Below are 25261 nucleotides of genomic sequence, written 5' to 3'. Positions count from 1 at the left end.
AAGCTTGAGAGCTAGGGTGAAGTATTTCTATCTTATTTCAATTTATTTCTACTGTATTCCAATAATATACCCCCCTAGGTTTGTGTCCTCACAAACCAAAACATCCACATATTGAAGAAATCGTATTTCCAGAAAATATTGCCAATATATCAAATTCTATTGACTTCAACGTTTACCACTTCACCATAAATCTCCTTCAGTCTATAGCTTTCTTTGACAACTTCACCAATGATGATAATGGCTGGAGCACCAATGCCTTCGCTCACTGCTTTTTCTTGGATATCACTGATAGTACCTGCGACAAGTTTCAGGTCTTTGGTAGTGCCACTTTGAATGATTGCTATAGGGAGATCAGCTTTGAAATTTTGCTTGTAAATTTGGACAATTTCAGCCAGTTTCTTTGTGCCCATCAGAACTACAACAGTTGCCGTGGATTGAGCTGCAAGTGCGATGTCTCTAGAGATCTCTCCTGAAGAAGTCGTACCTGTGATCACCCAAAAGCTCTCCGAAACACCTCTTTTGGTCACTGGTATGCCTACAGATGCAGGCACAGCTACAGAAGAACTTATCCCCGAAACAACCTCTGTGGGGATTCCGAAAGCTTCAATGTAATCTATCTCTTCAGATCCACGCCCAAATACAAATGGGTCACCACCTTTTAGCCTAACCACATGGCCATATTTTAAGGCGTATTCTACGCAAAATCTATTGGTATCTTCCTGAGGGCAAGAATGCTTACCTACTCTTTTGCCTACATATATTTTGATAGCCTTGTCGGGAGCATGCTTGAGCAAAGCTGGATCTATCAAGGCATCATAAAGGACCACATCGGCTTTGTTGATCGCCAAAATCCCCTTTAGCGTGATCAGTTCAGGATCACCAGGTCCAGCTCCTACTAGGGTTACTTTAGGTTTGATTTCATTTCTCATGCTTGTACTTCTTTGGCCCTGTAATCACTGATTGTGTCAAAAACCTGCTGTGCTTGAGCAAAATAACTCAAAGCAAATGTCTCTGAAGGTTCATTTTCTTTTATCTGATAGGTGATAGCTTCAATTGAAGCTCCCAAATCAATCTTTCCTGATTCAGTAAACACCTCATCATATTGTTTCAATATACTCGCATGTGAGTTGGTACTCACTCCTTCAGCGAGTAGGATAGCTTTTGCTGTATTTACAAGACCGGCATAAGTATGATAAATGGCATCCGACCAAGCTTTGGCTTGAAGACTCTCTTCAGCATTTGCTATCTTTTCTCTTGCTTCTAGCAAAAGGGTAGACACCAAATCTATAATCACTCCAGCACATTCACCTACGCCGATTTCTTTTACGTAAGGATCATTATTTCCCCAATCTATAAAATCACTCTCTACTACATCATCGATGCTAGCTATGTCTTTGAGAATTTCATAGAAATACATCTGACCTTGTCTATCATAATATGCCAAAAACGGCTCTGCTTCTTGTGCATTCGATTCAAAATCATCCAGTAAAATCCTCAAGGCTTGAGGACCTCTTTTACTTGGAATCTTGATCACTTTATCAGCAAATCTTCCCGTACCATCTCCGAGAGTTCCTCCACCTAGGAGAACTTGCAAAGCTGGAAGCACATTTTTACCGGCCTTGATAGACATACCTTGAAATCCAATTGAAGCCATATTATGCTGACCGCAGGCATTCATACACCCAGAAATCTTTATGGTAAGGTCTTTATTGTTGAGATATTTTGGATATTCTTTGAATATCACCTCCTCCAATATGGCTGCTGCTCCAGTACTGGAAGCGATACCTAGGTTACAGGTATCTGTACCAGGACATGCTGTGATGTCTCCGAGTGTATTATAACCCCTTTCTACGAAACCTAACTTTTTCAATTCCTGATAGAAAAATGGAATTTGCTCAATCCGCACGTCCCTTATCAAGATGTTTTGTCTTAAAGTAAACCTGATCTCATTATTTGCATGGTTTTTCACTAAATCAGCCAAGAGTCTAGCTTTGTCAGTATAAAAATCTCCCAATTTCACTTTTATACCTATCGCTACAAACCCTTCCTGTTTTTGCGGAATGATATTGGTCAATTTCCATTGCTCATAAGCCAATTCTACTGGCTCATCGACCTGAATGATTTCATTAGAAGGAAGTGCCTGAGCCGATTCATAGGCTGTGTGATCAATGGGGTAGGTTTTGAAAGGTAGGGATTTTTCTTCTTCTTGAACTAAGCTCAAAAAAGCATCCAGCCCAAGATCCTTGACCAAAAACTTCATCCTTGCCTTCATTCTTTTGGCTCTTTCACCAAACCTATCGAAGATTCTAATCACACTTTCTATAAAAGGGATTAACTTATCTGTTGGTAAAAACTCATATACTGCATCTGCATGTCTTGGCTGTGAACCAAGCCCTCCACCAAGAAGCACTTTGAAGCCTCTGACCTCCTTACCGTCAATATTTTTTATCTTAGGAATCACCCCAATATCATGAAGGTATGCAAGTGCTGTATCTTCGTCACTTGATGAAAATGCGATTTTAAACTTTCTCCCCATCTCTTGAGAGATAGGGTTTCTCAAGAAATACTTAAAAGTAGCATCAGCATAAGGCGTCACATCGAATGGCTCATTAGGATCAATCCCTGCCATTTCTGATGCTGTCACATTTCTTACTGTATTGCCACATGCTTCTCTGATGGTCACATCGTCTTTTTCAAGCTCTGCCCATAGTTCAGGGGTCTGATCTATTTTCACATAATGGATCTGAATATCCTGACGTGTCGTAATGTGTAGTCTTCCTGTAGAGTACTTATCTGATACTTCTGAGATTCTATGCAACTGCTCCGAACTCACCCTTCCATAAGGAAGCTTGATCCGAATCATCTGAACACCTGGCTGTCTCTGCCCATATATCCCACGGGCAAGCCTCAAGCTTCTGAATTTTTCATCATCAATCTTCCCATCCTTGAAAAGAGCGATTTTCTTTTCCAATTCGATGATATCTTTCTCTACTACTGGATTTTCTATTTCTGTTCTAAAGCTTTGCATCGTATTTTATTCAATAGGTTTTTTTGTTGTACAAAGTACTAGAGTACGATGTACTAAGTATTGTCAAATTGCTGTAGTAATTGATTTGTCAATTTGTAATCGAAATTTCGACGTCACAATCCAATATCTACCTTCTCAAATCCTCAATCAATAAACCCAACACTCACTGTATCAAATGATCCCTCATCGATAAGAATGAAGCTACCAGTTGATTTGTTCTGTAAATATGGGTCGAAGTGAATTGGCTTACTTAACTTGAAAGTTACCTTTCCAATGTCATTTAGTCTGAGCTGATCTACGGCTTCTTCACCGGAGAAGTCTGTATGAATCTTGGCTTGGATTTGATCCACTTTTGCCAAGACACTATTGACGCCATGTTGCAAGGTATATTTATCCCCTACTCTGAGAGGCTTGTTGTTCACTTGACAAATAGTTGCGATAATAGACTTCTCTGATTTTGGTAGCTCTGAAGACCTCACGATCATATCACCTCTACTTACATTCACTTCATTTTCTAAAGTTATCGTAACAGCTGAACCAGCTATGGCTTCTTCAATCTCATTTTCGAAGAAATGTATAGACTTGATTTTAGATTCAGTAAATGAAGGCAAGACAGTGATCAGGTCTCCCTTTTTCAGGTTGCCACCATATACTTTGCCTGCAAATCCTCTGAAGTCATGATATGCCTCCGTCTTTGGCCTGATCACAAACTGTACAGGGAATCTTGCAGTACTACTTTCTTGCAAATCGCTCGGCTCTAACACTTCCAAATGGTCTAGCAAGGTGTTTCCAACATACCAGCTCATCATTTCCGATTTTTGAGAGACATTTTCTCCCTTTAAGGCTGAGATAGGAATGAAGGTAATCTGATCTGCACTAAAATCACTTTTCTCTACCAAAGCTTCAAAATCTGATCTGATTTTCAAGTACACCTCTTCATCATAATCCACTAAGTCCATTTTGTTCACAGCAACGACTACGTGACTTAACCTTAGTAAATTACTGATGAAAAAATGTCTGTAAGTCTGCTCAATCACACCTTTTCGGGCATCTATAAGGATGATTGCTACTTGGGAAGTAGAGGCGCCAGTCACCATGTTACGCGTATATTCAACATGCCCAGGGGTATCTGCTACGATGAAATTGGTCTTATCAGTATTGAAATAGATATGAGCAACATCTATCGTAATACCTTGCTCACGCTCTGCTACAAGCCCATCTGTGGCCAAAGAAAAATCAAGGTAATCATAGCCTTTTTGCTTGCTATTTCTTTCTATCGCCTCAAGCTTATCCGTAGTCAATGAGCCTGTGTCATACAGCAACCTTCCGATGAGTGTACTCTTGCCATCATCCACAGAACCTGCTGTAGCTATTTTTATCAATTTTCTATTTTCAGTCATCTTAGTATCTTTTTCTAGCAAAACCCACAGAGAAGTAAAGTCTTGATTTTTGTAACACTTTACTTTCTATTTTTTGTGAGTCTTACATCCTTGTCTATCTTGATTGGATCTGTACCATTGTCACTTTGTCGCGTACTCTTGTTTCTTGGCTCTTGATTCTTGTTTCTAATCTCTCGTCCCTAATCTCTCGCTTCTCGTCTCTCGTCTCTCGTTTCTCGTTTCTAATCTCTCGCTTCTCGTATCTCGTTTCTAAAAGTACCCTACTTTCTTTCGCTTTTCCATGGCTGCTTCTGAGCGCTTATCGTCGATCCTAGCTCCTCTTTCCGAAATGGTCGATTGCCTGATTTCTTCAACGACAGCCTCCAAAGTATCGGCTTCAGACAGAACTGCTGCGGTACAAGTCATGTCTCCCACCGTTCTGAATCTCACCATTCGCTCTACTACTTCTTCCGAATGATCTCTATAGACATGCTGGTTTGCAGTCCATACCATACCATCCCTGAAGAAGACCTCTCTCTTGTGTGCAAAATATATGGAAGGAATCTTGATTTGTTCATTTTTTATGTATTCCCATACGTCCAATTCAGTCCAGTTAGAAATTGGGAACACACGTACATTTTGTCCTTGATGAATTCTACCATTGAGCATGTCAAATAACTCAGGTCTTTGGTTTTTTTCATCCCATTGACCAAAGTCATCTCTTACAGAAAAAACTCTTTCTTTGGCTCTAGCCTTTTCTTCATCTCTTCTTGCACCACCTATACATGCATCGAACTTAAATTCTTCTATAGCATCAAGCAATGTCGTAGTCTGCAAAGTATTCCTACTAGCATATCGACCTCTTTCTTCAGTGACTTTACCTTGATCTATAGAGTCTTGCACATTTCTCACAATCAGCTCTAAACCAAGCTCCTCAACTAATTGATCTCTGAATGCTATCGTTTCAGGAAAATTATGCCCTGTATCTATGTGTAAAAGTGGAAAGGGAATTCTTGCTGGATAAAAAGCCTTTTGAGCCAACCTCACTAAAGTGATAGAATCCTTTCCTCCTGAAAAAAGCAATACTGGTTTCTCAAACTGAGCCGCCACTTCTCTTAAAATGTGTATCGATTCAGCTTCTTTAGGGTTTGGTATATATTGATTTGACATGATAGCTAGTTTAATGTTTCGTTTCGGTTTGTTTAAATCCATTTCTCGGAAATTGTCATCTCGCATGAAGTCCGCACTCTTTTTTGGAATCTTCCCACCACCACCTTCCTGCTCTAGGATCTTCTCCTTCTGAGATCGCTCGTGTACAAGGCGCACATCCAATGCTGATGAAGCCTTTGTCATGAAGCGGGTTGTAGGGTATCTTTTTTTCATCAATGTATTGAAGCAGCTGCTCATAACTCCAATCTAGCAATGGATTATACTTGATGATACCATTAGTTTCATCCCATTCAAGTTTTTTCATATCGCTTCTGTTGGGGCTTTGCTCAGCTCTGAGTCCAGTGACCCAAATACTGTTACCCTTCAGTGCCCTTTGAAGGGGTTCTACTTTACGGACAAAACAACATGACTTTCTCTTTTCAACCGATTCATAAAACCCATTAATTCCTTGCTCTTTTACCAAGTGCTCCACTGAGCTTCTCTCTGGATATTTCAGATCTATCCTTTTTTTAAATTTGGTCTCGGTCCTTGCCACTAAGTCTAATGTCTCTGGAAACAATCTTCCAGTATCCAGTGAAAAAATATGGACAGGAATAAGGTTATCAGCAATCATCTGTGTGATCACTTGATCCTCCTGACCCAAAGAAGTAGAAAAAACTACTTTGCCCCGGAATAAGTCTGAAAGAAATAGTAGGCCTTCCTCTGGGGTTAGTCCGTCTATTTTTTCTCTTAAATCATGCAAGTTCTCTTGTAAGCTCATCTTTTTTAGGTTTTGTCAATTTCTCCCATACACGCTCATGGAAGTAATAAAGAATGATCTTGCTCATCACTTCTATAGATCCTATAGATACAGCCATCTTTAGCTGTCCGGTGATAAAATAGGATATCACGATCGTGTCTATCGTACCTACTAACCTCCATGAGATTGACTTCACAATACTCTTGAAGTTACTGTCCTTTCCTGTTTTATCTTCAAACCACTTTTTGATCGGTTGATCCAGAATCATAAGTATTTTAATTCATGATGAATTACAAAAGTATGTAAAGTCTATAAATAAAGTAGGGTAAATAGGTAAAAAAATTTTACTCTTTATCAAGAATATCTGCTAATGATTTGTTTTCCAGAACATTAAGCATTTCATCTCTTACTTGAATCATCACTTTATTTAAGCCGCATTTCCCTTCATCTTGACACTCAATACATGGTTCATAGTAATTCAAGCTTACGCAAGGTAGTAAAGCAATAGGACCATCTAGTAGCCTTATCACTTTCGATAGCGCAACATCCTTGGGTTCTTTGATCAGGTAATAGCCCCCACCTTTTCCTTTCTTTGAGCCAAGTATACCTGCCTTTTTCAACTCAAGGAGAATATTTTCTAAGAACTTATGGGAAATACCATATTCTGCTGCAATGTCTTGAATCAATACAGTCTTTTGATCTCTATTTTTACCTAAATAAGTTAAGGCATGAAAAGCATATTTGGTTTTTTTGGATAGCATAGTTACAAAAATAGTTTTTTTCTCTGAATTCAAAAGTAGGTTAAAAACTTGAAAACTTTACATTTAAATCATCCTACTTTATATTTGGCTTGATCGTAGGTTTACAAAATACAAGATACTTTTCCGGAAGATATTCTCTACCATACGATTTGATATCAATTGGATTACTTACATTTTTGAAGAAATCCAAGACAGACTCCTTCAAAAGCTGAATATCTCTATCCGATCCGATGCTTGAGGGGAGTACTTTAATGATACTACACTCGTCTTGATTCAAAAACAAAATGGTGTCTTGCTCCTCACAGAATTGATTCAAGCTACTTAGAGTAACATTTTCATCCAAATCAAAGGTCGCAACAAAATAAATCTCAGGGTAAAGTAAAAGAGATTGATTTATATCAAGTTGAATTTTTTCCTGTGAAAACGCCAAAAAACTTGAAAACACGAATAAAATCACCAAACATATCCTCATAATAAGATCCATTTGAAATTAAGACGATACTCGAGTTAAGAATGTCCCAAACTATTGGAAATGAATATAGTGGAAAAGTGCAGAAGTTGATCAAAAAATTTGATAAACGGACATAACAAAGACAATCCAAATTACAAATCACCCTCCCAAATGAATTGAGTTGGTTAAATTGAGGAGAATTCACTTTTTTTACATTGATTTAAGAATTGAACAAAATGTAAACTCAAATATTCAATATGATTCAAATAAATAAAATCTGGGCATTGGTACTGATGATTATGCTTTGCCATTCGACTATTGCACAACAGAAGAAAAAAGTAACGCTAGAAGATGTTTTCAAGTCAAATACATTTTCAGCGAAAGGAGTATATGGTATCAACTGGATGAAGGATGGACAGTACTATAGCTCATTAACTCGTACAGCAACTGGGCCTGTGGTAGTAAAAATCAATGTAGCCACAGGAAAGCAAGAAGAAACTCTAATAGATGGAGGGAAACTTGGTGTGGACTTTTCAAGCTATAGCTTCAATGCGGACGAATCTAAGGCATTGCTTGCCTCTGATATCGAAAGGATATACAGAAGATCTAGCAAAGCAATCAATCACGTCGTAGATCTCAAATCAGGCGACGCACAACTCCTTGTCAATGGAGAAAAAATCATGTATGCCACACTTTCTCCAGACAATGATAAAGTTGCCTATGTTCAAGACAACAACTTATTCATTGTCAATCTTTCTGATCAAAAAATCACTCAAGTTACCGAAGATGGAAAATGGAACCATATCATCAATGGTGCTGCCGATTGGGTTTATGAGGAAGAATTCTCTATGGCAAAAGCCTTCGAATGGTCTCCTGATGGAAAAAAAATCGCATTTATCCGATTCGATGAGTCAGAAGTGCCTGAATTCAATATGCAAACTTGGGGAAAACTTTATCCAGAAGACTACAAATTCAAGTACCCAAAGGCTGGAGAAAAAAATGCCGAAGTTAGTATTCATATCTACGATCTTGCTAGTAGCAAAACTGTAAAAGTTGATAGTGGTAAAGAGACTGATATTTATTTACCAAGAATCTATTGGACTGCAACCTCAAACACTCTGGCTTATATCAGACTCAACAGGCTTCAAAATCAACTAGATTTCCTAGCTGCAAATGCATCTTCTGGAGAGAGTAAACTCATCCTTCAAGAAAAGTCTGACACCTATGTGGATTTAGACTTCAACGACAATTACCATTTTCTCAAAGACGATAAGGGCTTTATCCGTACATCTGAACAAGATGGTTACAAGCACATCTATCACCACGACATGACAGGGAAATTGATCAAACAAATCACCGCTGGTAATTGGGAAGTAAGTAATCTTGTTGGTGTGGATGAAAAAGGAAAAAAGATATACTTCACTTCTACTGAAGCTTCACCTCTTGAAAGGAATCTCTATGTCATCAATCTAGACGGAAAAAATAAAAAGATCCTTACTCCAGCATCAGGTACACATAATATCAACATGAGCAAGGATTTCAAATATTATATTGCTACACACACTGAAGCTAATCGACCGGCTAGGATCACTTTAAATAACACAGCGGGAAAAGAACTTCAAGTACTAGAGGACAATCAAGAATTGATAGACAGACTGAGGAATTTTGCTATGTCTAGTAAAGAATTTTTCAATTTCGAAACTGTAGATGGCACTCCTCTCAATGCTTACATGATCAAGCCAGCTGATTTTGATGAATCTAAGAAGTACCCAGTGCTCATGTATGTGTATGGAGGCCCTGGCTCCCAAAATGTCACTAATAGCTGGGGAGGCTTAAGAGACTTCTGGCATCACCATCTTGCAACAGAAGGCTATATCGTAGTATGCGTGGACAATAGAGGCACAGGCGCAAGAGGAAGAGCTTTCAAGCATGCCACATATGCAAACTTAGGTGCATTAGAAACAGAAGACCAAATTGCAGGTGCAAAACACCTCGGCACCTTACCATTTGTAGATAAAGGAAGGATAGGAATATGGGGATGGTCATATGGTGGCTACATGTCTTCGCTTGCCCTGATGAAAGGAAACGAAGTTTTCAAATCGGCAATATCAGTGGCCCCTGTGACGACGTGGAGGTACTATGACTCAATCTATACTGAGAGATATCTACAGACTCCACAGCTGAATCCCTCGGGGTATGATGATAACAGTCCGATCACACATGTCAATAAACTGAAAGGCAATCTTTTGCTCATTCATGGTACAGGTGATGATAATGTACACTTTCAAAATGCTGTAGATCTGGTCGATGCTTTGATCAAAGCAGACAAACAGTTTGAGTCATTTTACTACCCCAATAGAAACCACGGAATATCAGGTGGAAATACGAGCTGGCACCTATATAGCATGATGACAGACTTTATCAAAAGAAAACTATAATCCTGTGAACCCTCGCAAACCTTTTGAATAGATAAATTCATTTTTGTCAATACATGTACCTTGGTGTCACATTTGGTCAAACTGACAGCATGTTTGCCCAAGACACCAAGGCACATTTTTTTGTTATTTTAAGTTTTATCCATATATTAAACAGTCAAATAAACATCCATGCTATACAAATGTTCCTCTGAATATAGGCAAGAATTGAAATTTGAGCTTTTTTTATTTAGTAATTTGATAAGAACCAAATACTTCAAAATCGCATAAAACAACAACCCAAAAGTAAGAACCAATGAGAGAGAGACTAAACACTTCCATACAGTCCATCAGCCTAGTACTTGTCATTGCAGGTTTAGCTTGGGTAGTATGGTCAGCAAGTACTACTATGCCTCAGATGCTAAAGTACTTACTGATCATCGTGGCACTCATTGAAAGTTTAAGTCTCTACTTAGTTGCAAAGGTATATCCAGAGAGCCACACCTCATTTAAAATGGGGATAATTGCTGCATTTTTGATTCTTATTGGCATCAAGACCATGCTACCTAGTATGTTTGTACCTCTTACCATTACTGCTTTTGCGATTAACTTTTTGTATAATTTCTACACCAACAACAAACGTAGACAAGGAGCATTCAAGAGAAGAGCTGGCAAAAGGATGAAAATCAGATAATTTTTTGTGCTGAAAAGTGCCAAAATTATTCTCGGCACATTATTTGATTTTTTACTTAAAATCAAATAAATATACCTGTCACTATGAAGCGACTCATCACCCTGATTTTATTCCTTTTTCCTATGATGCTGTTTGGCCAGGCCAAATTGGAAATGCTCATGCAAGAAAGGCAAAGTTTGCACCAACAATGGCAGCAATCTGAAAGTAAAAAATCGGGCATCTTTGGTAATAGAACAAAAAAAGACATGATCGAAACCAACAATTGGATGGAAAGGATCATTAGAAAAGATAATCAAATCATGGATGAGCTGAAAATGCTCAGTGAGATTCAAAAAACAGAAATCACTTACGAAAAAAACGATTATAAGTACATTGCTTCTAAGCAAGAACGTGAGATCGCATCATTGAAAAGAGCACTTGAAGACAAAGATTCAAATATACAAACAGGCAAATCTGGAAAAAGAACCTACGAATGGACTACTTTTATTTTTTTCCTGAGCACCCTTACCCTCGGGATTTTGTACTGGAAACAAGTGCTTAGTAAAAAGACTTTTCCAAATTGGCTTTCAAGGAAGTAAAAAATGGCAGGTGATTGGTTTGCAGAGTCACAAGCATTTCGATGATTTTGGCTTGTGGGGACACAAGCCAAGGAGAGAAAGGCACAAGCCAAGGCAACAATCAAATATCTAAATCTGATTATACGCTTTTTTGCCAGTAACGTCAATTCATTGGCTCAACAGGTTGTTAATGGTCAATATCCATAAGTATCCAATATCAATTTATATCGGAAGTTAGATAAGTCGGAATTTTGTAAGGTTATTGGCAAAGTTCCGTATATCCATATATCTAAAACTCGCAGACCTTTCTGGTTCTATTGACTACCAATAAATTATTAGAAATAATGGAGCGAAACCTGGAGGTCAATTAGCAGTATTAATTAACCGATTACAACATTCTCTTGCGGATTTTAGGAAAAAAAATCCCTCTTTAGATCATTTCTGACTAAAGAGGGATTTTAATTTTTTATGATTCAGGCTTTAGTTTAAATATGCCGAAAGAAAATAAAAAAAACTTAATTCTTAAGTTTGGCAATTGCTGTATGGCCGCCTTTGGTCTTTTGATCAATATCGACAAGTATCTCTGCATCTAGTGGTAAAAATACATCAACCCTAGAGCCAAACTTGATAAACCCAAATTCGCCACATTGCTGTAACGGACTACCTGCATCTACGTACCATTTGATTCTTCTAGCCAAAGCACCTGCTATTTGTCTTACCAAAAGTTCTGTCCCATTTTTTCCTTCAATCACCATGGTTGTCCTTTCGTTCTCTGTGCTTGACTTAGGGTGCCACGCCACCAGGTACTTTCCAGGATGATATTTAAAAAACTTTACAATCCCTGCAATCGGAGACCTATTGACGTGAACATTTATAGGCGACATAAAGATCGAAACCTGCCTTCTGCTTGAATTGAAATATTCATCTTCAATTACCTCTTCGATCACTACGACCTTACCATCTGCTGGAGCATATACCACGCCATCATCATTTCGTATTGGGACAAAGGGATTCCTGAAAAACTGCAATACAATCAAGTAAAGTATAACACTTCCTAATAGTACTACATTCAGCAACACCTCCTGCGAAGGCAAGTAGTAATACAGTCCATAATTCAAGATTGCTAAAATAATCAGCATCCAAAATAAAAGGGATCGTCCTTCTTTATGTATAGTCATGGTCTTATCGTAGATTTCAACGCTTAAAGAAAAAGGTGTGAAAGCTATACTTTCACACCTCAAATATAAGTAAACTTTCTATTTTTTTGATTTTAGAAGCCTCCCCTGAAAGTATAAGTCTTAGCAACTTTATCTATAGCCACGATATACGCAGCTATTCTCATGGGGACATCATATTTCACAGAAGCTTCATACACATTATCAAAAGCATCTTTCATAATCCTATCAGATCTTCTATTGACACGTTCAGCTGTCCATTTGTAGCCAAGTCTATTCTGCACCCATTCGAAATAAGAGACAGTCACACCTCCTGCATTTGCCAAAATATCTGGAACGGCCATGATGCCTTTTTCATTAATGATCGCATCAGCTTTGGCAGAAGTTGGTCCATTTGCACCTTCTACGATTAGCCTAGCTTTTATTTTATCTGCATTGGAGGTAGTAATCACATCTTCTACAGCAGCAGGGACCAATACATCTACATCTAGTAATAGCAATTCCATCGGATCAGATAACTTCTCTGCACCCTTGAAGCCTTCTAGGGTTCCATTATTATTATCTCTATATGCTATTGCTTCTTGGATATTGATACCATTCTCATTGTGATAAGCTCCAGAAATGTCAGAAACTGAAACTATCTTGAGACCTCTCTCCTCCAAAAGTAAAGCTGCCCATGAACCTACATTTCCAAATCCTTGTACAGCACAGGTGGCTTGAAAAGGATTGATTTTAAGCTTTTGCATCGCTGCTAGGGCAGAAACCATCACTCCACGACCTGTAGCTTCAGTTCTCCCCAAAGATCCTCCTAAAACCAGTGGCTTACCTGTAACTACTGCATTTACAGTCATTCCATGAGCTTTGGAGTATTCATCCATAAGCCAAGCCATTTCTCTAGGGCCTGTACCCATATCTGGAGCAGGAATATCCTTATCAGGGCCAAATACATCGATCATCGCAAGGGTATAAGCTCGCATCAATCTTTCGATCTCACCTTTTGACATCTCTCTAGGATTGCATCTTACACCTCCTTTTCCACCACCATAGGGGATATCTACTACGGCACATTTCCAAGTCATCCATGCGGCCAATGCTCTTACCTCATCAAGATGTACATCTGGAGCAAATCTAATCCCTCCCTTTGCAGGGCCTAGGATATTGGAGTGAATCACTCTAATTCCCTCAAACACTTTGATTTTTCCATTGTCCATCGTGATCGGTAGCGATACGATTACTTGCTTAGCTGGATTCTTCAAAACATTGTAAACTTCGTCAGAAAGTCCAAGTTTTTCAGCTGCGAGGTTAAACCTCTCCATCATTGACTCCAACGGATTCTCTGCATCCTTGATCGGAGCCGGTTCAATGTAAGCCATATTTGGGTTATTTATAGTTTAGCTTTTTGAATTACAACACAATATTAACGAGTATTTTCAATAAGATATAGGCATTTTTAAAAGATTTTCAAAAATGCTGCAATAAATGGGGCAGATAATAACAATCCATCAAATCTATCCATAAATCCACCATGTCCTGGCAGCATCCTACTGGAATCTTTGATCTCTATACTTCGCTTGAAAAGAGATTCTATGAGATCTCCATAAGTGCCAGCTATGATGATGATGGTCGAGATACAAAACCATTCCCAAACGGCAAGTGACATGAAATACAATCCAAGAAAGTAAGCAACAGCAAATGCAGCGGCAGCTCCACCTAAGAAACCCTCCCACGACTTCTTAGGAGATACCCTTTCAAAGAGTTTTGTCTTTCCAAATTTTGTTCCTGCAAAATATGCGCCTGAATCTGATGCCCACAAAATAAATAGAGAACCTATAATTACTTCATAATGGAAAGTACCATCTACCGAAAAAGCGGCCAAATTCAGCAATGCAAAAGGAACTGCCACATAGAATATCCCCAGAAACGTAAATGCCACTCCAGTGAAGGGTTTTTTATCGGACTTTCTGTAGAGTTTGATGAAAAAAACCAAGGAAGATAATGGGAAAATCAAGAAGTAGTATTTGTCTTGTAAATGTTGCATTTCTATCAGAAAAGATAAAGAAAATATCAGAATCCCAAGAAATGTCCCGAATGTTTTTAATGGCAGCATCCCATCAAGTCCTGAAAGCCGGTAGAATTCCATTTGGGAAAAGGCTAATATGACACCGAAAATTATAAAATACAGCCATTCACTATATACAGATCCAAAAACTATCAATGTCGCCCCTATCAATGCAGTAATAATGCGCTGAGCAAGGTTGCTGTAATTATTAATATTAAATCTTGATCTTAGCTTAAAAGGTGATCTCATTCTGGATAATTTTGGAAGCTTCGTGAAAATCTTGCTCAGGAACCATTACTTCTGAATAGCCATGGATTTTGTAAGCAGACTCTGTCTTATTGAGGATGTAAGCAGGAATGCCATGCGACTCCAATACACCTTTTACAATCTCAGCCCGCACTGGCGAGCTATCTTCAAATACTTTATTCCAGTTTTTCATGAGTTAAATTGGGTTTGTTTTTCTCAGAAAATAATTTCAAACTAATCACCAAAAGGGCCAAACCTCCAAGTGCCACAGGCCATGATGCTTGATCCACTTCCTCTATGTCAAAGTCGATTTTGCCCAGTTTGCCTAAATATACCAACACTATAGTGAAAGTATTGTTGAATATATGTGCTATAATCGGATATATCAAGCTTCCAGAATAACAATAAAGATAACCAAATATCGCTCCCAACAACATTCTTGGTAAAAAACCATAGAACTGCATGTGTATAGCTGAGAAAATAAAAGCTGTCAACCAAACACCAACGTGCATATTGCCAGTGTATTGGTGAAGTTTAGGCTGTAAAAGGCCTCTAAAGAAGAGCTCCTCTCCCAAACCTGCCAAAACTCCAATTACCAACACACCCATCATCAACTCTTGGATTGAATCAAAATCGGTAAGGTATATCGTCAGTGCCATCAGTTCGGCTTCCTTTTGTTGAAGCATCTTTTCAAACTCTGCCATGAACGAAGGGAATTGAAAATTGCCATTCAGATCGATCAAAAGGGTGTTGAACATCATTCCTCCGAGGATAACGAAAATCATGATGAGAAATGGGATGAACTTAAAGTTATCAAAATGTTGTTTGAATCCCATGTCAGCTTTGTCTACTAGCTTCGCTATGAGCAATGTGGCTGCTATAAACCCAAAGCCTGTTCCAATCCCTTGAATGAACAATATGGCCATTCGTCCATTAGGTGCAGTACTTTGACCAGTCATGACTTGGATGATCTCGGTAATTGATACTTGAAACAAAGGTATCACTAGTATCAAAGATAGTCCCTGAAGTAGAAAGAGGACTCCAATAGTAACCAATAAAGTAACGACCATGGACAATAACCAGTTACTTTTCTTGGCAATTGTAGATTGTGTTTTATAAATCTCCATAATTGCGGTAAATTTACACCATTAAATAGAATTGAGAAGTGGTAAAGATAGGAAACTTAGAATTAGGGGAATTTCCCTTGCTTTTGGCACCCATGGAAGATGTCAGTGATCCACCATTCCGCGCAGTGTGCAAAGAAAATGGTGCTGACTTGATGTACACAGAATTTATAAGCTCCGAAGGTCTCATCAGGGACGCTGCCAAAAGTGTGCAAAAATTGGATATCTACGATTATGAAAAACCCATTGGGATTCAAATTTTTGGTAATGAAATAGACTCCATGAGAGAAGCAGCTGCAATTGCCGCTGCCGCAAAGCCTGATATTCTCGACATCAATTATGGATGTCCTGTAAACAAAGTGGCTTGTAAAGGTGCGGGTGCTGGAATACTTTTGGACATAGACAAAATGGTCTCCATGACTGCCGAAATTGTAAAAGCTGTAAACATCCCTGTAACTGTAAAAACAAGACTAGGGTGGTCTCAAGACACAATTAGGATTGTCGAAGTAGCTGAAAGACTCCAAGATGTAGGTATCCAAGCTATCAGCATCCATGCACGCACACGTCAACAAATGTATAAAGGAGAAGCAGATTGGTCATACCTCAATCAGGTCAAAGCAAATCCAAGATTACATATACCAGTATTTGGCAATGGAGACATCGACTCACCGCAGAAAGCAAAAGAGTACCGAGAAAAATACAATGTGGATGGTATGATGATCGGTAGAGCTGCCATTGGATACCCTTGGATATTTAATGAAATCAAGCACTATTTTGCCACAGGTGAAATGCTTGAAGCTCCAAGCTTACAAGAGAGAATCAATGTAACAAAAAAGCATCTTGACTTCTCTGTACAGTGGAAGGGTGAAAAACAGGGCATATTAGAGATGAGAAGACACTACACAAACTATTTCAGAGGAATGCCAAATTTCAAACCATTCAGAACAGAAATGGTGACTGCTGAAAGTTATGAGCACGTTATCAAGCTTTTAGATCAAGTGGCAGAAGTATACGCTGATTATGAATTTTGATTCAAAAGTAATTACTTCTTATCACCCTACTCTAAATCGCCTAATTTACCACTAAAAAGTCTTCATGTCTCGAGATATCCAATCCGAAAACATCCTCAAAGCATGGGGGTTTTTAATTCTACTAGCCTTGATTTGGGGTAGCTCTTTCATTCTGATAAAAAGAGGTCTGGAAGTCTTTTCGCCAGGAGAAGTTGGAGCTTTTAGGATTGTATCTGCTGGATTGGTTTTGCTACCTCTCTCCCTCCCCAGGCTAAAATCTTTGAATAAAAAACAAGTCATTAACTTGATCATAGTGGGCTTGGTGGGAAGCTTTATTCCTGCATTTCTATTTGCGAAAGCACAAACACAACTGAGTAGCTCGTTGACTGGTGTGTTCAATGCCATGACACCACTCTTTGTAGTCATCATTGGAGCTATCTTTTTTGGAGCTCGCATTACCAAAAGAAACACTTTAGGACTATTTATAGCACTGATGGGAGTAGTGGTATTGTTGACTGTCAAAGAAGGAGTGGGCTTTGGAGCATTTTCAGAAATCAATGCTTATGCTTTTTATGTATTGCTGGCATGTATTTGTTATGGCATCAATCTTAATATCATCAAGTACAGATTTGTAGAACTTAAGCCTGTGGCGATCACAGCGATATCACTGCTGATGGTACTTCCAGCTGCTTTGATTTTTCTATTTGCGGCTACTTCTTTTTCATTCAAGATTGTCCATGTAGAGGGTGCTTTGGTTGCAGCTGGGTATGTAACACTTCTTGGTGTACTTGGTACTGCCATTGCATTGATCCTGTTCAACATCATGGTGAAAGTAGCGACTCCCGTATTTGCTAGCTCTGTCACTTATTTGATACCAATAGTAGCTATTATGTGGGGGTTACTTGATGGGGAAGTGTTGTTGACGGGACATTATATCGGGATTGTCGCTGTCATTCTAGGCGTATGGGTGGGAAATAGGGGATAAGGATCATACAATAACTATCTTTTTTTTGCTACCCTCAGCGTATTTATAGTTTGAAACATCATTTTGACGCAGCGCACATGATTCTTTCAGCTATCAAGGCAATAGCAAATCATAGATTTTATTCCTCCGATTTCAATCTTTTTCTCCAAGCAAAGGCTAACATAGGCAATTGCTGATAACTTAAGACACCAGCTTTTACTCCTTGGGTTTTTAGGAATAGATCATTTGACTTCCTACTTAGTTCCAAATTGATAGGCTTGTACTTGTCAGCATTTCTATTGATGGATGTCAGATCGTTCCGTATACCTACAGGTATAGTTCTGTAAAAGTGTGTATAGAGCGGCTTAGACATTCTATATAAGTCACTCATTTGATATCTTAACAACTTGAGCTGTGCAGAATATTGCAACAAAGGGTCATCACTATTTGAACCAATTACCCAAGCGATAAAGTTTGCTTCCCCTTCATCAGTGACTCCATAGCTATGTGCCATTTCATGAGCAATGGTGAAGGGTTTTTCTAAAGGATGTAAAGTAGGATCTATATAACTTTCACCTGTAAATGGGAAATAGATGCCTAGTATACCCATTTTCCGCATAAATCCAGCCGGATAAAACTCTTTAGTTCTGGGTTCTCCGGTGAAGTTCAATCCCAAAAGATAAAGGTGCTCACGCATATTTCCCCTCACCATACGCTCAAGCTCTGGGTATGGCATGATAGAGTCTATTGCTGTAGTATCTTCAGTAATTAACCCACGAAGTTGATGAACGAGATTTCGAGTTAGTTCTATTTCAGGAATCAATTCCTCTTCGGTCATTGCTTTTGGCTTCATGCCAATTTGCTCAAAAACTGGAACTCTGTTGTAATTATATCCCCATAGAACTAGGAAAAAAAAGACTATCGCTCCTAAAAAATTAAAAAAGGACCTTATACTGTAACCTAGCTTTGCTTTCCATCCTGATTTCTGAAATAGAAAATAGAAAAATATGCCTATAAAGAGGAAGACAGAGGCAATAAAAATGTACACGGTAGGAAAGGAAAATGAAGAAATGGACATATCTATGATATTCCTAATACCTGGGAAGAACTTCCTAGAGTAAATCTCCTCTGTCCTTTCAGGATTTCTAATAGCAAAATGCCTGATCACCAAGCTGATCAGGCCCAAAATTGCCCATGCCCAATTTCCCCTCAACATATAATACTACACCCCTTGTGCTTGAACTTCTTTTACCTCAGGAAGCATTCTGGTGAGTAAATTTTCAATACCTGCTTTTAAAGTGACCGTGCTAGAAGGACATCCTGAGCAACTCCCCTGCAAAAGGACTTTCACAATACCTTCTTGAAAACTATGAAAAACAATAGCTCCACCATCTTGCTCTACAGCTGGCCTAATGTATTCATCTAGGATACCTTTAATCTTTTTGACCACTTCAGAATCATTCTCGTCAAACAAAGGGTCTTCTTCAAAAGAAACCTTTACAGGTGCTTTTCCATCCTCTAGGAACTTCTTTATTTGATCTCTTACAATATCCTGGATTTCAACCCACTCTACTTCTTCCTTTTTAGTGACAGTGACAAAATTTGAAGCAATAAATACACGATCTACGGCGTCAAAATTAAACAACTCCTGAGCTAATGGAGAGTTCTCTGCACTTTGTAAATTTGGATAATCAAAACTAATCCCTTCATCCACGAGCATGAAGTTTACCACAAACTTCAATGAGTTTGGGTTTGGATTGGCTTCCATATAAATATTGGTAGGTCTTTTTTGTGCTTGTAACATAATTGAAATAAATCTAAACTGTGTGATATGATAACAGCAATTAGCCTGTTAAGTTCCCATGTGGCTACTATTCATTCTTCCATTTGGGTTTGACTACTTGAAACAAATAGCTCAGCGTAACCTCCAAATTGGTGGAAGTCATGTCAAATATCCTATTCTGAGCTTCAAGCCTATTAAAATCGTAAGAGAATCTCACTTCACCTGCTAAGGTGCTTTTTCCAAACAAATTGGAGAGCCCTGCTCCAGCGGACAAACCATACAAAATTTTATTTGGCCGATCATTTTCACCACCATAAGTTGGGATTAGGGTGGATCCTTCATACTCTCTTGACTCGTCAGAAGCACTCATCAAATATCCTACATGCGTACCTATTTTTATATGAAACCTACCCCTGTTTCCAAAGTAAAAATTGGACATGAGGGGTACTTTGATATAGTTGAGTCGAGATTGATTGGTCCTATCTAATGTGTCTCGCTGAGTATAGCCTAACTGAAGATATTGAATCTCAAGCTGAGCTCCAGCGTTTTTGGCCAAAAACTGCTCAATAACTAAGCTATAGGTCGGAGCTGTAACTCCTCCCACTCTCTCTGTCCTTGATCCAGGGCTGGCCCTATAGCTTACATTGGAAATAGAATAACCACCCCTGAAACCTACGCTGGTCTGAGCAGCAAGTTCATGAGTCAATAAAAGAAGTAAAATTACCCCCCAAAAAAACTTTAATTTTGGCATCTCAAAATCATTTCTTCTTCCCCTTTTTTATTTCAGAGATATCTTCTCTATCCTTCAATTTCTTGTCTTCAACGTTGTTATTAAGAAACTCGTTGAGTCTATCAATAGGAAATGAACTTGAAATTTCTCCAAAGGAATCTATATCCATTCTAAAGCCATCTAAGTCTTTATGTACTTTTGGTTTTTCTTCCTTTTTGGGTTTTTTTGCCATAACATCAGTAAGATAAAAGGGGGAATTGAATCCCCCGTTGATTTATGATTGAATTTTCAATGTATCAAGTGCATAGCTTATTCTGCTGATCAACTCTTCCCTGCCTATAATTTCAAATACAGCCATCAAGTCTGGGCCAGCTCCTACTCCTGTCACCGCTAGTCTTACAGCTTGCATCACTTTACCAAATTTTATATCATTTGCAGCTGCTGATTCTTCAAGCAATGCCTTTGCAGAGTCAGCTGTCAAAACTTCGCTCGAGCTCGATAGTTTTTCTTTGTAAGTTGTCAAGACAGTGACAGCTTCTTGGTTCCACTTCTTCGAGGCTACAGATTCGTCAAATTGCTGAGGTGCAATCAACATAAACATTCCCTCTTTCCAAAGATCAGTTGGGAATGTAGCCCTCTCTTTCATGATAGCCACAATCTGCCTGGCTTTCTCTTCACTTACGCTAAGCCCGTCATTTTCTACATCTTCTAATAGATAACGAGAAAGCTCTTGATCTGTTTTGGATCTTAGATATTGTTCATTGAACCACTTAGCTTTGTTAATGTCAAATTTGGTCCCTGACTTTCCTATTCTCTCTATCGAAAATGCTTCTATCAATTCCGCTAAAGAAAATATCTCTCTGTGGTCTCCAGGATTCCATCCAAGAAAAGCTAAAAAGTTCAAAAATGCATCAGGTAAATAGCCTGCTTGCTTGAATCCCATGGCTTTTTCTCCTGTACTAGGGTCTGTCCAATCCATCGGAAATACTGGGAATCCGTGCTTGTCAGCATCTCTTTTTGACAGCTTACCGTTACCGTCAGGCTTGAGTAGGAGAGGTAAATGCGCAAACTGTGGCATTGTATCTTCCCAACCAAAATATCTATACAACAACACGTGCAATGGCGCAGACGGCAACCATTCCTCACCTCTAATCACATGAGTAATGCCCATTAAGTGGTCATCCACAATATTTGCTAAATGGTAAGTAGGCATTCCATCAGACTTCATCAATACTTTATCATCGAGGGTGTTTGAGTGCACCATTACCCAGCCACGAATCATATCATTGAGTCTTACTTCTTCTTTTCTTGGGATTTTGATCCTGATCACATATGGATCACCTGAAGCCAACCTAGCCTTCACCTCATCCTCTGGCAAAGTCAAGGAGTTTTTCATTTGAGTCCTCGTGATAGCATTGTATTGAGGTGATACCACCCTAGCTGCTGTCAGTCTCTCTCTCATGGCATCAAGCTCCTCGGAGGTATCAAATGCGTAATATGCATGACCCTTCTCTACAAGATCCAGCGCATACTGCATATACATCGGCTTTCTTTCAGACTGTCTATATGGCCCACAGTCACCCGGAGACCAAGGGCTTTCATCTGGGGAAATGTTCAACCACTCCAATGCATTTTTGATATACTCTTCTGCACCTGGAACAAACCTTGTCTGATCAGTATCTTCAATTCTTAACAAAAACTTGCCGCCTAATTTGCGAGCAAAAAGATAGTTATATAGGGCTGTACGTACCCCTCCAATATGTAAAGCTCCCGTCGGGGAAGGAGCAAAACGTACACGTACTTCTTTGTTCATGATGATTATTTATACTTTTAATCATCCTCAGCAAGGATGATATGGATGCTTTTTTCAAAAATTAAACATACAAAGGTAATAAAATTTAAGTACAAAGCTTAGGCAAAAAAGAAGCATTATATCCAAACACCCACATCCCTTTTTGAATCACAAAACCTTGGTACTTCGGAAAACAAAAAAAGGAAACCCTTGCGAGTTTCCTTTCTTTTGTTGGTAATCTGGACTCATTAAGAGTCTTTTCTTACTCTGATCTTTTCTTTGATCCTTGCAGACTTTCCTTGACGACCTCTCAAGTAGAACAATCTCGCTCTTCTTACCTTACCTTCTCTCAACAACTCGATTTTCTCGATTGAAGGGGACAAGATTGGGAATATTCTTTCTACTCCGATTCCGTTAGATACTTTTCTTACAGTGAAAGTTTCACCATTGGAATTTACATTTTTCCTTTGGATCACAGTACCTTGGAACTGCTGGATACGCTCTTTGTTACCTTCTTTGATCCTAACGTGAACATTGATTGTATCTCCTGCCTTGAAAGAAGGGTATGAAGCTCTTACTTCCTTATATTCCGCTTCTACAAATTTAATTAGTTCGCTCATAGCTTTATATTTTATGTGCTTGTAGCAACTACTCCTTAGAGTAATCTTCTATTGAATTCTTTATATTATCGCATTATGCTGTCATCGCTTACCAAAGTTATTCCCTGTCTAGTAGATCAGGTCTTCTTTCCTTGGTACGGCGAACCGATTGCTCAAACCTCCAATCTTCAATTTTGGCTTGATGACCAGAGAGTAAGATGTCTGGGACTTCCATTCCATCATACGCTGCGGGTCTTGTATATACAGGCGGGGCCAATAATCCATCTTGAAATGAATCTGTCAAAGCAGAAGTCTCGTCATTGAGCACTCCTGGTATCAGCCTGATAATGGCATCCGCCAAAACAGCTGCAGCAAGCTCACCTCCTGACAAAACAAAATCTCCAATACTAATTTCCTTGGTAATGAATTTTTGTCTAACCCTCTCGTCTACACCTTTGTAATGACCGCACAACATCATCAAGTTCCCTTTCAGAGAAAGCTCATTGGCCATAACTTGGTCAAATGTAGCTCCGTCTGGTGTGAGATAGATTATCTCATCATAAGTCCGTTGACTTTGAAGTGCCTCGATACACTTGGCAATAGGCTCTATCATCATGACCATTCCTGCTCCTCCTCCAAAAGCATAATCATCTACTTGCTTCTGTTTGCCTATGGCATAGTCTCTAAGGTTATGAATTTGAACTTTTGCAAGTCCTTTTTCCTCTGCCCTTTTGAGAATGGAGTGAGAAAACGGCCCTTCCAATAGACCTGGGACGACAGAAATGATGTCTATTCGCATCATGGATCATTCCTCCAAATATATTTCAAGAAAGCCCTCCGGGAGCTGGCTGTAAACTTTTTTAGCAGCCTTGTCGACCTTTTGGATGATCCCATCCTGTATTGGGATGAGTACTTCTTTTCCTTTATGGTCTACTCCAAGTAAATCCTGTGTTTGAAGATCATAGATGAAATTTACAGTGCCTATGACACCTAACTTTTCATCTTCTACTACAAAACCAACAAGTTCATGAAAATAGTATTGGTCATCACCTAATTCTTCCAATGCTGTAAGAGGCAAGTAAAGTTGCGAACCTACTAGCTTCTCTGCATCATCCATTGAGTTATATTCCTCGAATTTGGCCAAAACTTTTTGACTTGGCTGAACTTCGAAATACTCAATGAAGAAGGGGACTAATCTGGACTTTTGCTCTATGAAAACATGCTCTAAGCCTTCATATGCCTCAGGATAATCCACATCCAGTACTACAGTAACTTCTCCATGAAGTCCATGAACCTTGGAAATATATCCCAACTGGAAACATTTATCTTTGTTCATGGCTATGATTGATTTTATGCTTGAGTTTCTTCGCTTTCTGAAGAGCCTTCAGCAGCTTCACCTTCAGAAGCAGAACCCTCTGCAGCAGAAGCTTCTGCTTGAGCAGCAGCTATGGCCTCTTCTTCTCTAGCTTTGATAGCGTCAAGTCTTGCCTGATTCTTCGCAGTTTCAGCATCAAATGCTTTCTGACGAGCCTCAGCTTTAGCTTGAGCCAATTTGTCTACTTTTCCAGATATCACTTGGTCTTTAGATGCTTTCCAAGCTTCATACTTCTGATCAGCTACTTCTTGAGTAATCGCTCCTTTCAACACACCAATCTGAAGGTGCTTCTGAAGCAAGATACCTCTGTAAGAAAGCATAGCTTTCACAGTGTCTGTAGGCTGAGCGCCGTTCAACAACCACTGGAGCGCACGCTCATTGTTGATGTTGATAGATGCAGGGTCAGTGTTCGGGTTGTAAGTACCCAATTTTTCGATAAAGCGTCCATCACGTGGAGCTCTAGCATCAGCTACTACTACGTCATAGATGGCTAATCTTTTTCTACCTCTACGCGCTAATCTGATTTTAACTGCCATATTTTATTGATATTTAGTGTTTTGATGGATCCCGTCCATCTTGATTTTTGGACTGCAAAGATATGTCTTTTATCTTGAATCTCACAAGTTGTCAGAAAATTATTTGCATTGATGACAATTTTTGACTTAAATTAGCACTCCTAAGGTTTAGAAAAGTCATTGTTTTAAGATTTTCAAGTAGTTATAGAGAAAGACTTCACCTTCAAACCCCATGGCTGCGTAGTTCAATGGATAGAACAAGCGTTTCCTAAACGCTAGATCTAGGTTCGATCCCTAGCGCGGCTACTATTATTTGTATCAGAGGAATTTTTCTACAAACATGGATGATGTTTACTACACATACGTTCTTAAAAGTCGAGATTATGACTATTTTTATAAGGGTCATTGCAAAGATTTACAGAAAAGATTGGCTCAGCATAATGCAGGAATGACTAAATCTATAAAACCTTTTATTCCTTTTGATATTGTGTATTTTGAAGAATTCAAAACTCTAGAAGAGGCAATTAAAAGAGAAAAATACTTCAAATCTTCTAGAGGCAGGAAATTCTTAAATAAAATACTCGATGCGTAGTTCAATGCCCGCCCGGATGACTCCAGTCGGACGGGGATAGAACAAGCGTTTCCTAAACGCTAGATCTAGGTTCGATCCCTAGCGCGGCTACTATTATTTGTATC

28 protein-coding genes and 2 tRNA genes are annotated in these 25261 nt (G+C 38.9%); 8 read left to right on the top strand and 22 right to left on the bottom strand.

Annotated features, from left to right (window positions below; translation table 11 throughout):
• Positions 1-149: 149 nt before the first annotated feature.
• The 8 genes from cobA to MM214_RS11630 form a co-directional block, all read right to left on the bottom strand.
• Positions 150-929 (bottom strand): uroporphyrinogen-III C-methyltransferase, encoded by a 780-nt coding sequence (gene cobA, locus MM214_RS11665; RefSeq protein WP_241295650.1) that lies wholly within the window; start codon positions 927-929, stop codon positions 150-152.
• Positions 926-3028: a HEPN domain-containing protein gene (locus MM214_RS11660; protein ID WP_241295648.1), complete on the bottom strand. Its 2103-nt coding sequence runs from the start codon at positions 3026-3028 to the stop codon at positions 926-928. Before MM214_RS11660 ends, cobA begins: the two co-directional genes overlap by 4 nt.
• Before the next feature lie 143 nt (positions 3029-3171).
• The gene (locus MM214_RS11655) at positions 3172-4428 is read right to left on the bottom strand and encodes a sulfate adenylyltransferase subunit 1 (RefSeq protein WP_241295646.1); all 1257 of its coding nucleotides are present in this window, start codon (positions 4426-4428) and stop codon (positions 3172-3174) included.
• A gap of 249 nt (positions 4429-4677) precedes the next feature.
• Positions 4678-5577 carry a sulfate adenylyltransferase subunit CysD gene (gene cysD, locus MM214_RS11650; protein WP_241295874.1) on the bottom strand — a complete coding sequence of 300 codons (900 nt, stop codon included), beginning with the start codon at positions 5575-5577 and terminating at the stop codon, positions 4678-4680.
• A 55-nt stretch (positions 5578-5632) separates the two neighbouring features.
• Positions 5633-6337: a phosphoadenylyl-sulfate reductase gene (locus MM214_RS11645; RefSeq protein ID WP_241295644.1), complete on the bottom strand. Its 705-nt coding sequence runs from the start codon at positions 6335-6337 to the stop codon at positions 5633-5635.
• The gene (locus MM214_RS11640) at positions 6312-6584 is read right to left on the bottom strand and encodes a DUF2061 domain-containing protein (protein ID WP_241295642.1); all 273 of its coding nucleotides are present in this window, start codon (positions 6582-6584) and stop codon (positions 6312-6314) included. The genes MM214_RS11645 and MM214_RS11640 overlap by 26 nt, the downstream gene beginning before the upstream one ends.
• A gap of 76 nt (positions 6585-6660) precedes the next feature.
• Positions 6661-7077, bottom strand: coding sequence for an RrF2 family transcriptional regulator (locus MM214_RS11635; RefSeq protein ID WP_241295640.1), 417 nt, complete (start codon positions 7075-7077; stop codon positions 6661-6663).
• Positions 7078-7150: 73 nt separating this feature from the next.
• Positions 7151-7549 carry a hypothetical protein gene (locus MM214_RS11630; RefSeq protein ID WP_241295638.1) on the bottom strand — a complete coding sequence of 133 codons (399 nt, stop codon included), beginning with the start codon at positions 7547-7549 and terminating at the stop codon, positions 7151-7153.
• Between the two features lie 236 nt (positions 7550-7785).
• Here MM214_RS11630 and MM214_RS11625 point away from each other — a divergent pair, with 236 nt between their 5' ends.
• The 3 genes from MM214_RS11625 (at position 7786) to MM214_RS11615 (ending at position 11214) form a co-directional block, all read left to right on the top strand.
• The gene (locus MM214_RS11625) at positions 7786-9966 is read left to right on the top strand and encodes a S9 family peptidase (RefSeq protein WP_241295636.1); all 2181 of its coding nucleotides are present in this window, start codon (positions 7786-7788) and stop codon (positions 9964-9966) included.
• Positions 9967-10258: 292 nt separating this feature from the next.
• Positions 10259-10636, top strand: a complete 378-nt coding sequence (locus tag MM214_RS11620) for a hypothetical protein (protein ID WP_241295634.1) — start codon at positions 10259-10261, stop codon at positions 10634-10636.
• Positions 10637-10719: 83 nt separating this feature from the next.
• The gene (locus MM214_RS11615) at positions 10720-11214 is read left to right on the top strand and encodes a Clp protease ClpB (RefSeq protein ID WP_241295632.1); all 495 of its coding nucleotides are present in this window, start codon (positions 10720-10722) and stop codon (positions 11212-11214) included.
• 494 nt (positions 11215-11708) lie between these two features.
• Here the strand turns inward: MM214_RS11615 and MM214_RS11610 are convergent, their stop codons facing one another.
• The 5 genes from MM214_RS11610 to MM214_RS11590 all read right to left on the bottom strand — a co-directional run bounded on the left by MM214_RS11610 (position 11709) and on the right by MM214_RS11590 (position 15800).
• The gene (locus MM214_RS11610) at positions 11709-12371 is read right to left on the bottom strand and encodes a phosphatidylserine decarboxylase family protein (protein WP_241295630.1); all 663 of its coding nucleotides are present in this window, start codon (positions 12369-12371) and stop codon (positions 11709-11711) included.
• 92 nt (positions 12372-12463) lie between these two features.
• On the bottom strand, positions 12464-13741 hold the full coding sequence (locus MM214_RS11605; RefSeq protein ID WP_241295628.1) for a Glu/Leu/Phe/Val family dehydrogenase: 1278 nt from the start codon (positions 13739-13741) through the stop codon (positions 12464-12466).
• A 77-nt stretch (positions 13742-13818) separates the two neighbouring features.
• Positions 13819-14676, bottom strand: coding sequence for a phosphatidate cytidylyltransferase (locus tag MM214_RS11600; RefSeq protein WP_241295626.1), 858 nt, complete (start codon positions 14674-14676; stop codon positions 13819-13821).
• On the bottom strand, positions 14660-14866 hold the full coding sequence (locus MM214_RS11595) for a putative signal transducing protein (protein ID WP_241295624.1): 207 nt from the start codon (positions 14864-14866) through the stop codon (positions 14660-14662). Before MM214_RS11595 ends, MM214_RS11600 begins: the two co-directional genes overlap by 17 nt.
• Complete coding sequence (locus MM214_RS11590) at positions 14850-15800, bottom strand: CPBP family intramembrane glutamic endopeptidase (protein WP_241295622.1); 951 nt, start codon at positions 15798-15800, stop codon at positions 14850-14852. The genes MM214_RS11595 and MM214_RS11590 overlap by 17 nt, the downstream gene beginning before the upstream one ends.
• A 38-nt stretch (positions 15801-15838) precedes the next feature.
• Here MM214_RS11590 and dusB point away from each other — a divergent pair, with 38 nt between their 5' ends.
• Both dusB and MM214_RS11580 read left to right on the top strand, forming a co-directional pair.
• Positions 15839-16828, top strand: a complete 990-nt coding sequence (gene dusB, locus MM214_RS11585) for a tRNA dihydrouridine synthase DusB (RefSeq protein ID WP_241295621.1) — start codon at positions 15839-15841, stop codon at positions 16826-16828.
• Positions 16829-16892: 64 nt separating this feature from the next.
• On the top strand, positions 16893-17792 hold the full coding sequence (locus MM214_RS11580) for a DMT family transporter (RefSeq protein ID WP_241295619.1): 900 nt from the start codon (positions 16893-16895) through the stop codon (positions 17790-17792).
• Positions 17793-17910: 118 nt separating this feature from the next.
• Here the strand turns inward: MM214_RS11580 and MM214_RS11575 are convergent, their stop codons facing one another.
• The 9 genes from MM214_RS11575 to MM214_RS11535 form a co-directional block, all read right to left on the bottom strand.
• On the bottom strand, positions 17911-18987 hold the full coding sequence (locus tag MM214_RS11575) for a DUF3810 domain-containing protein (protein WP_241295617.1): 1077 nt from the start codon (positions 18985-18987) through the stop codon (positions 17911-17913).
• A 6-nt stretch (positions 18988-18993) separates the two neighbouring features.
• Entirely contained in the window at positions 18994-19575 is a 582-nt protein-coding gene (locus tag MM214_RS11570; protein ID WP_241295615.1) for a NifU family protein, read from the bottom strand.
• Between the two features lie 67 nt (positions 19576-19642).
• On the bottom strand, positions 19643-20305 hold the full coding sequence (locus MM214_RS11565; protein WP_241295613.1) for a porin family protein: 663 nt from the start codon (positions 20303-20305) through the stop codon (positions 19643-19645).
• 7 nt (positions 20306-20312) lie between these two features.
• Positions 20313-20516 (bottom strand): hypothetical protein, encoded by a 204-nt coding sequence (locus tag MM214_RS11560; RefSeq protein WP_241295611.1) that lies wholly within the window; start codon positions 20514-20516, stop codon positions 20313-20315.
• Between the two features lie 42 nt (positions 20517-20558).
• The gene (gltX, locus tag MM214_RS11555) at positions 20559-22097 is read right to left on the bottom strand and encodes a glutamate--tRNA ligase (RefSeq protein WP_241295609.1); all 1539 of its coding nucleotides are present in this window, start codon (positions 22095-22097) and stop codon (positions 20559-20561) included.
• Between the two features lie 227 nt (positions 22098-22324).
• Complete coding sequence (gene rplS / locus MM214_RS11550; protein ID WP_241295607.1) at positions 22325-22696, bottom strand: 50S ribosomal protein L19; 372 nt, start codon at positions 22694-22696, stop codon at positions 22325-22327.
• A gap of 97 nt (positions 22697-22793) precedes the next feature.
• Positions 22794-23474: a tRNA (guanosine(37)-N1)-methyltransferase TrmD gene (gene trmD / locus MM214_RS11545; protein ID WP_241295872.1), complete on the bottom strand. Its 681-nt coding sequence runs from the start codon at positions 23472-23474 to the stop codon at positions 22794-22796.
• Positions 23475-23480: 6 nt separating this feature from the next.
• Entirely contained in the window at positions 23481-24011 is a 531-nt protein-coding gene (gene rimM, locus MM214_RS11540; RefSeq protein WP_241295605.1) for a ribosome maturation factor RimM, read from the bottom strand.
• A 14-nt stretch (positions 24012-24025) separates the two neighbouring features.
• Positions 24026-24586 (bottom strand): 30S ribosomal protein S16, encoded by a 561-nt coding sequence (locus MM214_RS11535; protein ID WP_241295603.1) that lies wholly within the window; start codon positions 24584-24586, stop codon positions 24026-24028.
• A gap of 213 nt (positions 24587-24799) precedes the next feature.
• On the opposite strand from MM214_RS11535, the gene MM214_RS11530 reads away from it, so the two are divergent.
• From MM214_RS11530 to MM214_RS11520, 3 genes are all read left to right on the top strand, one after another.
• Positions 24800-24871 (top strand) — tRNA-Arg (locus MM214_RS11530).
• A gap of 34 nt (positions 24872-24905) precedes the next feature.
• Complete coding sequence (locus MM214_RS11525) at positions 24906-25157, top strand: GIY-YIG nuclease family protein (protein WP_241295601.1); 252 nt, start codon at positions 24906-24908, stop codon at positions 25155-25157.
• Positions 25148-25247: transfer RNA gene (locus MM214_RS11520), tRNA-Arg, on the top strand. Before MM214_RS11525 ends, MM214_RS11520 begins: the two co-directional genes overlap by 10 nt.
• Positions 25248-25261 lie beyond the last annotated feature (14 nt).

Origin of the sequence: Belliella kenyensis (assembly GCF_022549675.1) — a bacterium.
In the GTDB taxonomy this organism is placed as follows: domain Bacteria; phylum Bacteroidota; class Bacteroidia; order Cytophagales; family Cyclobacteriaceae; genus Belliella; species Belliella kenyensis.
The sequence above is the reverse complement of the archived record's forward strand: the minus strand, read 5'-3'. Positions and strand labels throughout refer to the sequence as shown.

What these genes read in the sequence shown, in the direction of transcription:
- MM214_RS11625 (WP_241295636.1), top strand. Translation starts at nt 7,786, where the DNA reads ATGATTCAAATAAATAAAATCTGGGCATTGGTACTGATGATTATGCTT.
- MM214_RS11535 (WP_241295603.1), bottom strand. Translation starts at nt 24,586, where the DNA reads ATGGCAGTTAAAATCAGATTAGCGCGTAGAGGTAGAAAAAGATTAGCC.
- rimM (WP_241295605.1), bottom strand. Translation starts at nt 24,011, where the DNA reads ATGAACAAAGATAAATGTTTCCAGTTGGGATATATTTCCAAGGTTCAT.
- cysD (WP_241295874.1), bottom strand. Translation starts at nt 5,577, where the DNA reads ATGTCAAATCAATATATACCAAACCCTAAAGAAGCTGAATCGATACAC.
- MM214_RS11525 (WP_241295601.1), top strand. Translation starts at nt 24,906, where the DNA reads ATGGATGATGTTTACTACACATACGTTCTTAAAAGTCGAGATTATGAC.
- MM214_RS11655 (WP_241295646.1), bottom strand. Translation starts at nt 4,428, where the DNA reads ATGACTGAAAATAGAAAATTGATAAAAATAGCTACAGCAGGTTCTGTG.
- MM214_RS11590 (WP_241295622.1), bottom strand. Translation starts at nt 15,800, where the DNA reads ATGGAGATTTATAAAACACAATCTACAATTGCCAAGAAAAGTAACTGG.
- MM214_RS11620 (WP_241295634.1), top strand. Translation starts at nt 10,259, where the DNA reads ATGAGAGAGAGACTAAACACTTCCATACAGTCCATCAGCCTAGTACTT.
- rplS (WP_241295607.1), bottom strand. Translation starts at nt 22,696, where the DNA reads ATGAGCGAACTAATTAAATTTGTAGAAGCGGAATATAAGGAAGTAAGA.
- MM214_RS11660 (WP_241295648.1), bottom strand. Translation starts at nt 3,028, where the DNA reads ATGCAAAGCTTTAGAACAGAAATAGAAAATCCAGTAGTAGAGAAAGAT.
- MM214_RS11630 (WP_241295638.1), bottom strand. Translation starts at nt 7,549, where the DNA reads ATGAGGATATGTTTGGTGATTTTATTCGTGTTTTCAAGTTTTTTGGCG.
- trmD (WP_241295872.1), bottom strand. Translation starts at nt 23,474, where the DNA reads ATGCGAATAGACATCATTTCTGTCGTCCCAGGTCTATTGGAAGGGCCG.
- MM214_RS11595 (WP_241295624.1), bottom strand. Translation starts at nt 14,866, where the DNA reads ATGAAAAACTGGAATAAAGTATTTGAAGATAGCTCGCCAGTGCGGGCT.
- MM214_RS11560 (WP_241295611.1), bottom strand. Translation starts at nt 20,516, where the DNA reads ATGGCAAAAAAACCCAAAAAGGAAGAAAAACCAAAAGTACATAAAGAC.
- MM214_RS11605 (WP_241295628.1), bottom strand. Translation starts at nt 13,741, where the DNA reads ATGGCTTACATTGAACCGGCTCCGATCAAGGATGCAGAGAATCCGTTG.
- MM214_RS11575 (WP_241295617.1), bottom strand. Translation starts at nt 18,987, where the DNA reads ATGTTGAGGGGAAATTGGGCATGGGCAATTTTGGGCCTGATCAGCTTG.
- cobA (WP_241295650.1), bottom strand. Translation starts at nt 929, where the DNA reads ATGAGAAATGAAATCAAACCTAAAGTAACCCTAGTAGGAGCTGGACCT.
- MM214_RS11600 (WP_241295626.1), bottom strand. Translation starts at nt 14,676, where the DNA reads ATGAGATCACCTTTTAAGCTAAGATCAAGATTTAATATTAATAATTAC.
- MM214_RS11570 (WP_241295615.1), bottom strand. Translation starts at nt 19,575, where the DNA reads ATGTTACAAGCACAAAAAAGACCTACCAATATTTATATGGAAGCCAAT.
- MM214_RS11640 (WP_241295642.1), bottom strand. Translation starts at nt 6,584, where the DNA reads ATGATTCTGGATCAACCGATCAAAAAGTGGTTTGAAGATAAAACAGGA.
- MM214_RS11635 (WP_241295640.1), bottom strand. Translation starts at nt 7,077, where the DNA reads ATGCTATCCAAAAAAACCAAATATGCTTTTCATGCCTTAACTTATTTA.
- MM214_RS11565 (WP_241295613.1), bottom strand. Translation starts at nt 20,305, where the DNA reads ATGCCAAAATTAAAGTTTTTTTGGGGGGTAATTTTACTTCTTTTATTG.
- MM214_RS11645 (WP_241295644.1), bottom strand. Translation starts at nt 6,337, where the DNA reads ATGAGCTTACAAGAGAACTTGCATGATTTAAGAGAAAAAATAGACGGA.
- MM214_RS11615 (WP_241295632.1), top strand. Translation starts at nt 10,720, where the DNA reads ATGAAGCGACTCATCACCCTGATTTTATTCCTTTTTCCTATGATGCTG.
- MM214_RS11580 (WP_241295619.1), top strand. Translation starts at nt 16,893, where the DNA reads ATGTCTCGAGATATCCAATCCGAAAACATCCTCAAAGCATGGGGGTTT.
- gltX (WP_241295609.1), bottom strand. Translation starts at nt 22,097, where the DNA reads ATGAACAAAGAAGTACGTGTACGTTTTGCTCCTTCCCCGACGGGAGCT.
- MM214_RS11610 (WP_241295630.1), bottom strand. Translation starts at nt 12,371, where the DNA reads ATGACTATACATAAAGAAGGACGATCCCTTTTATTTTGGATGCTGATT.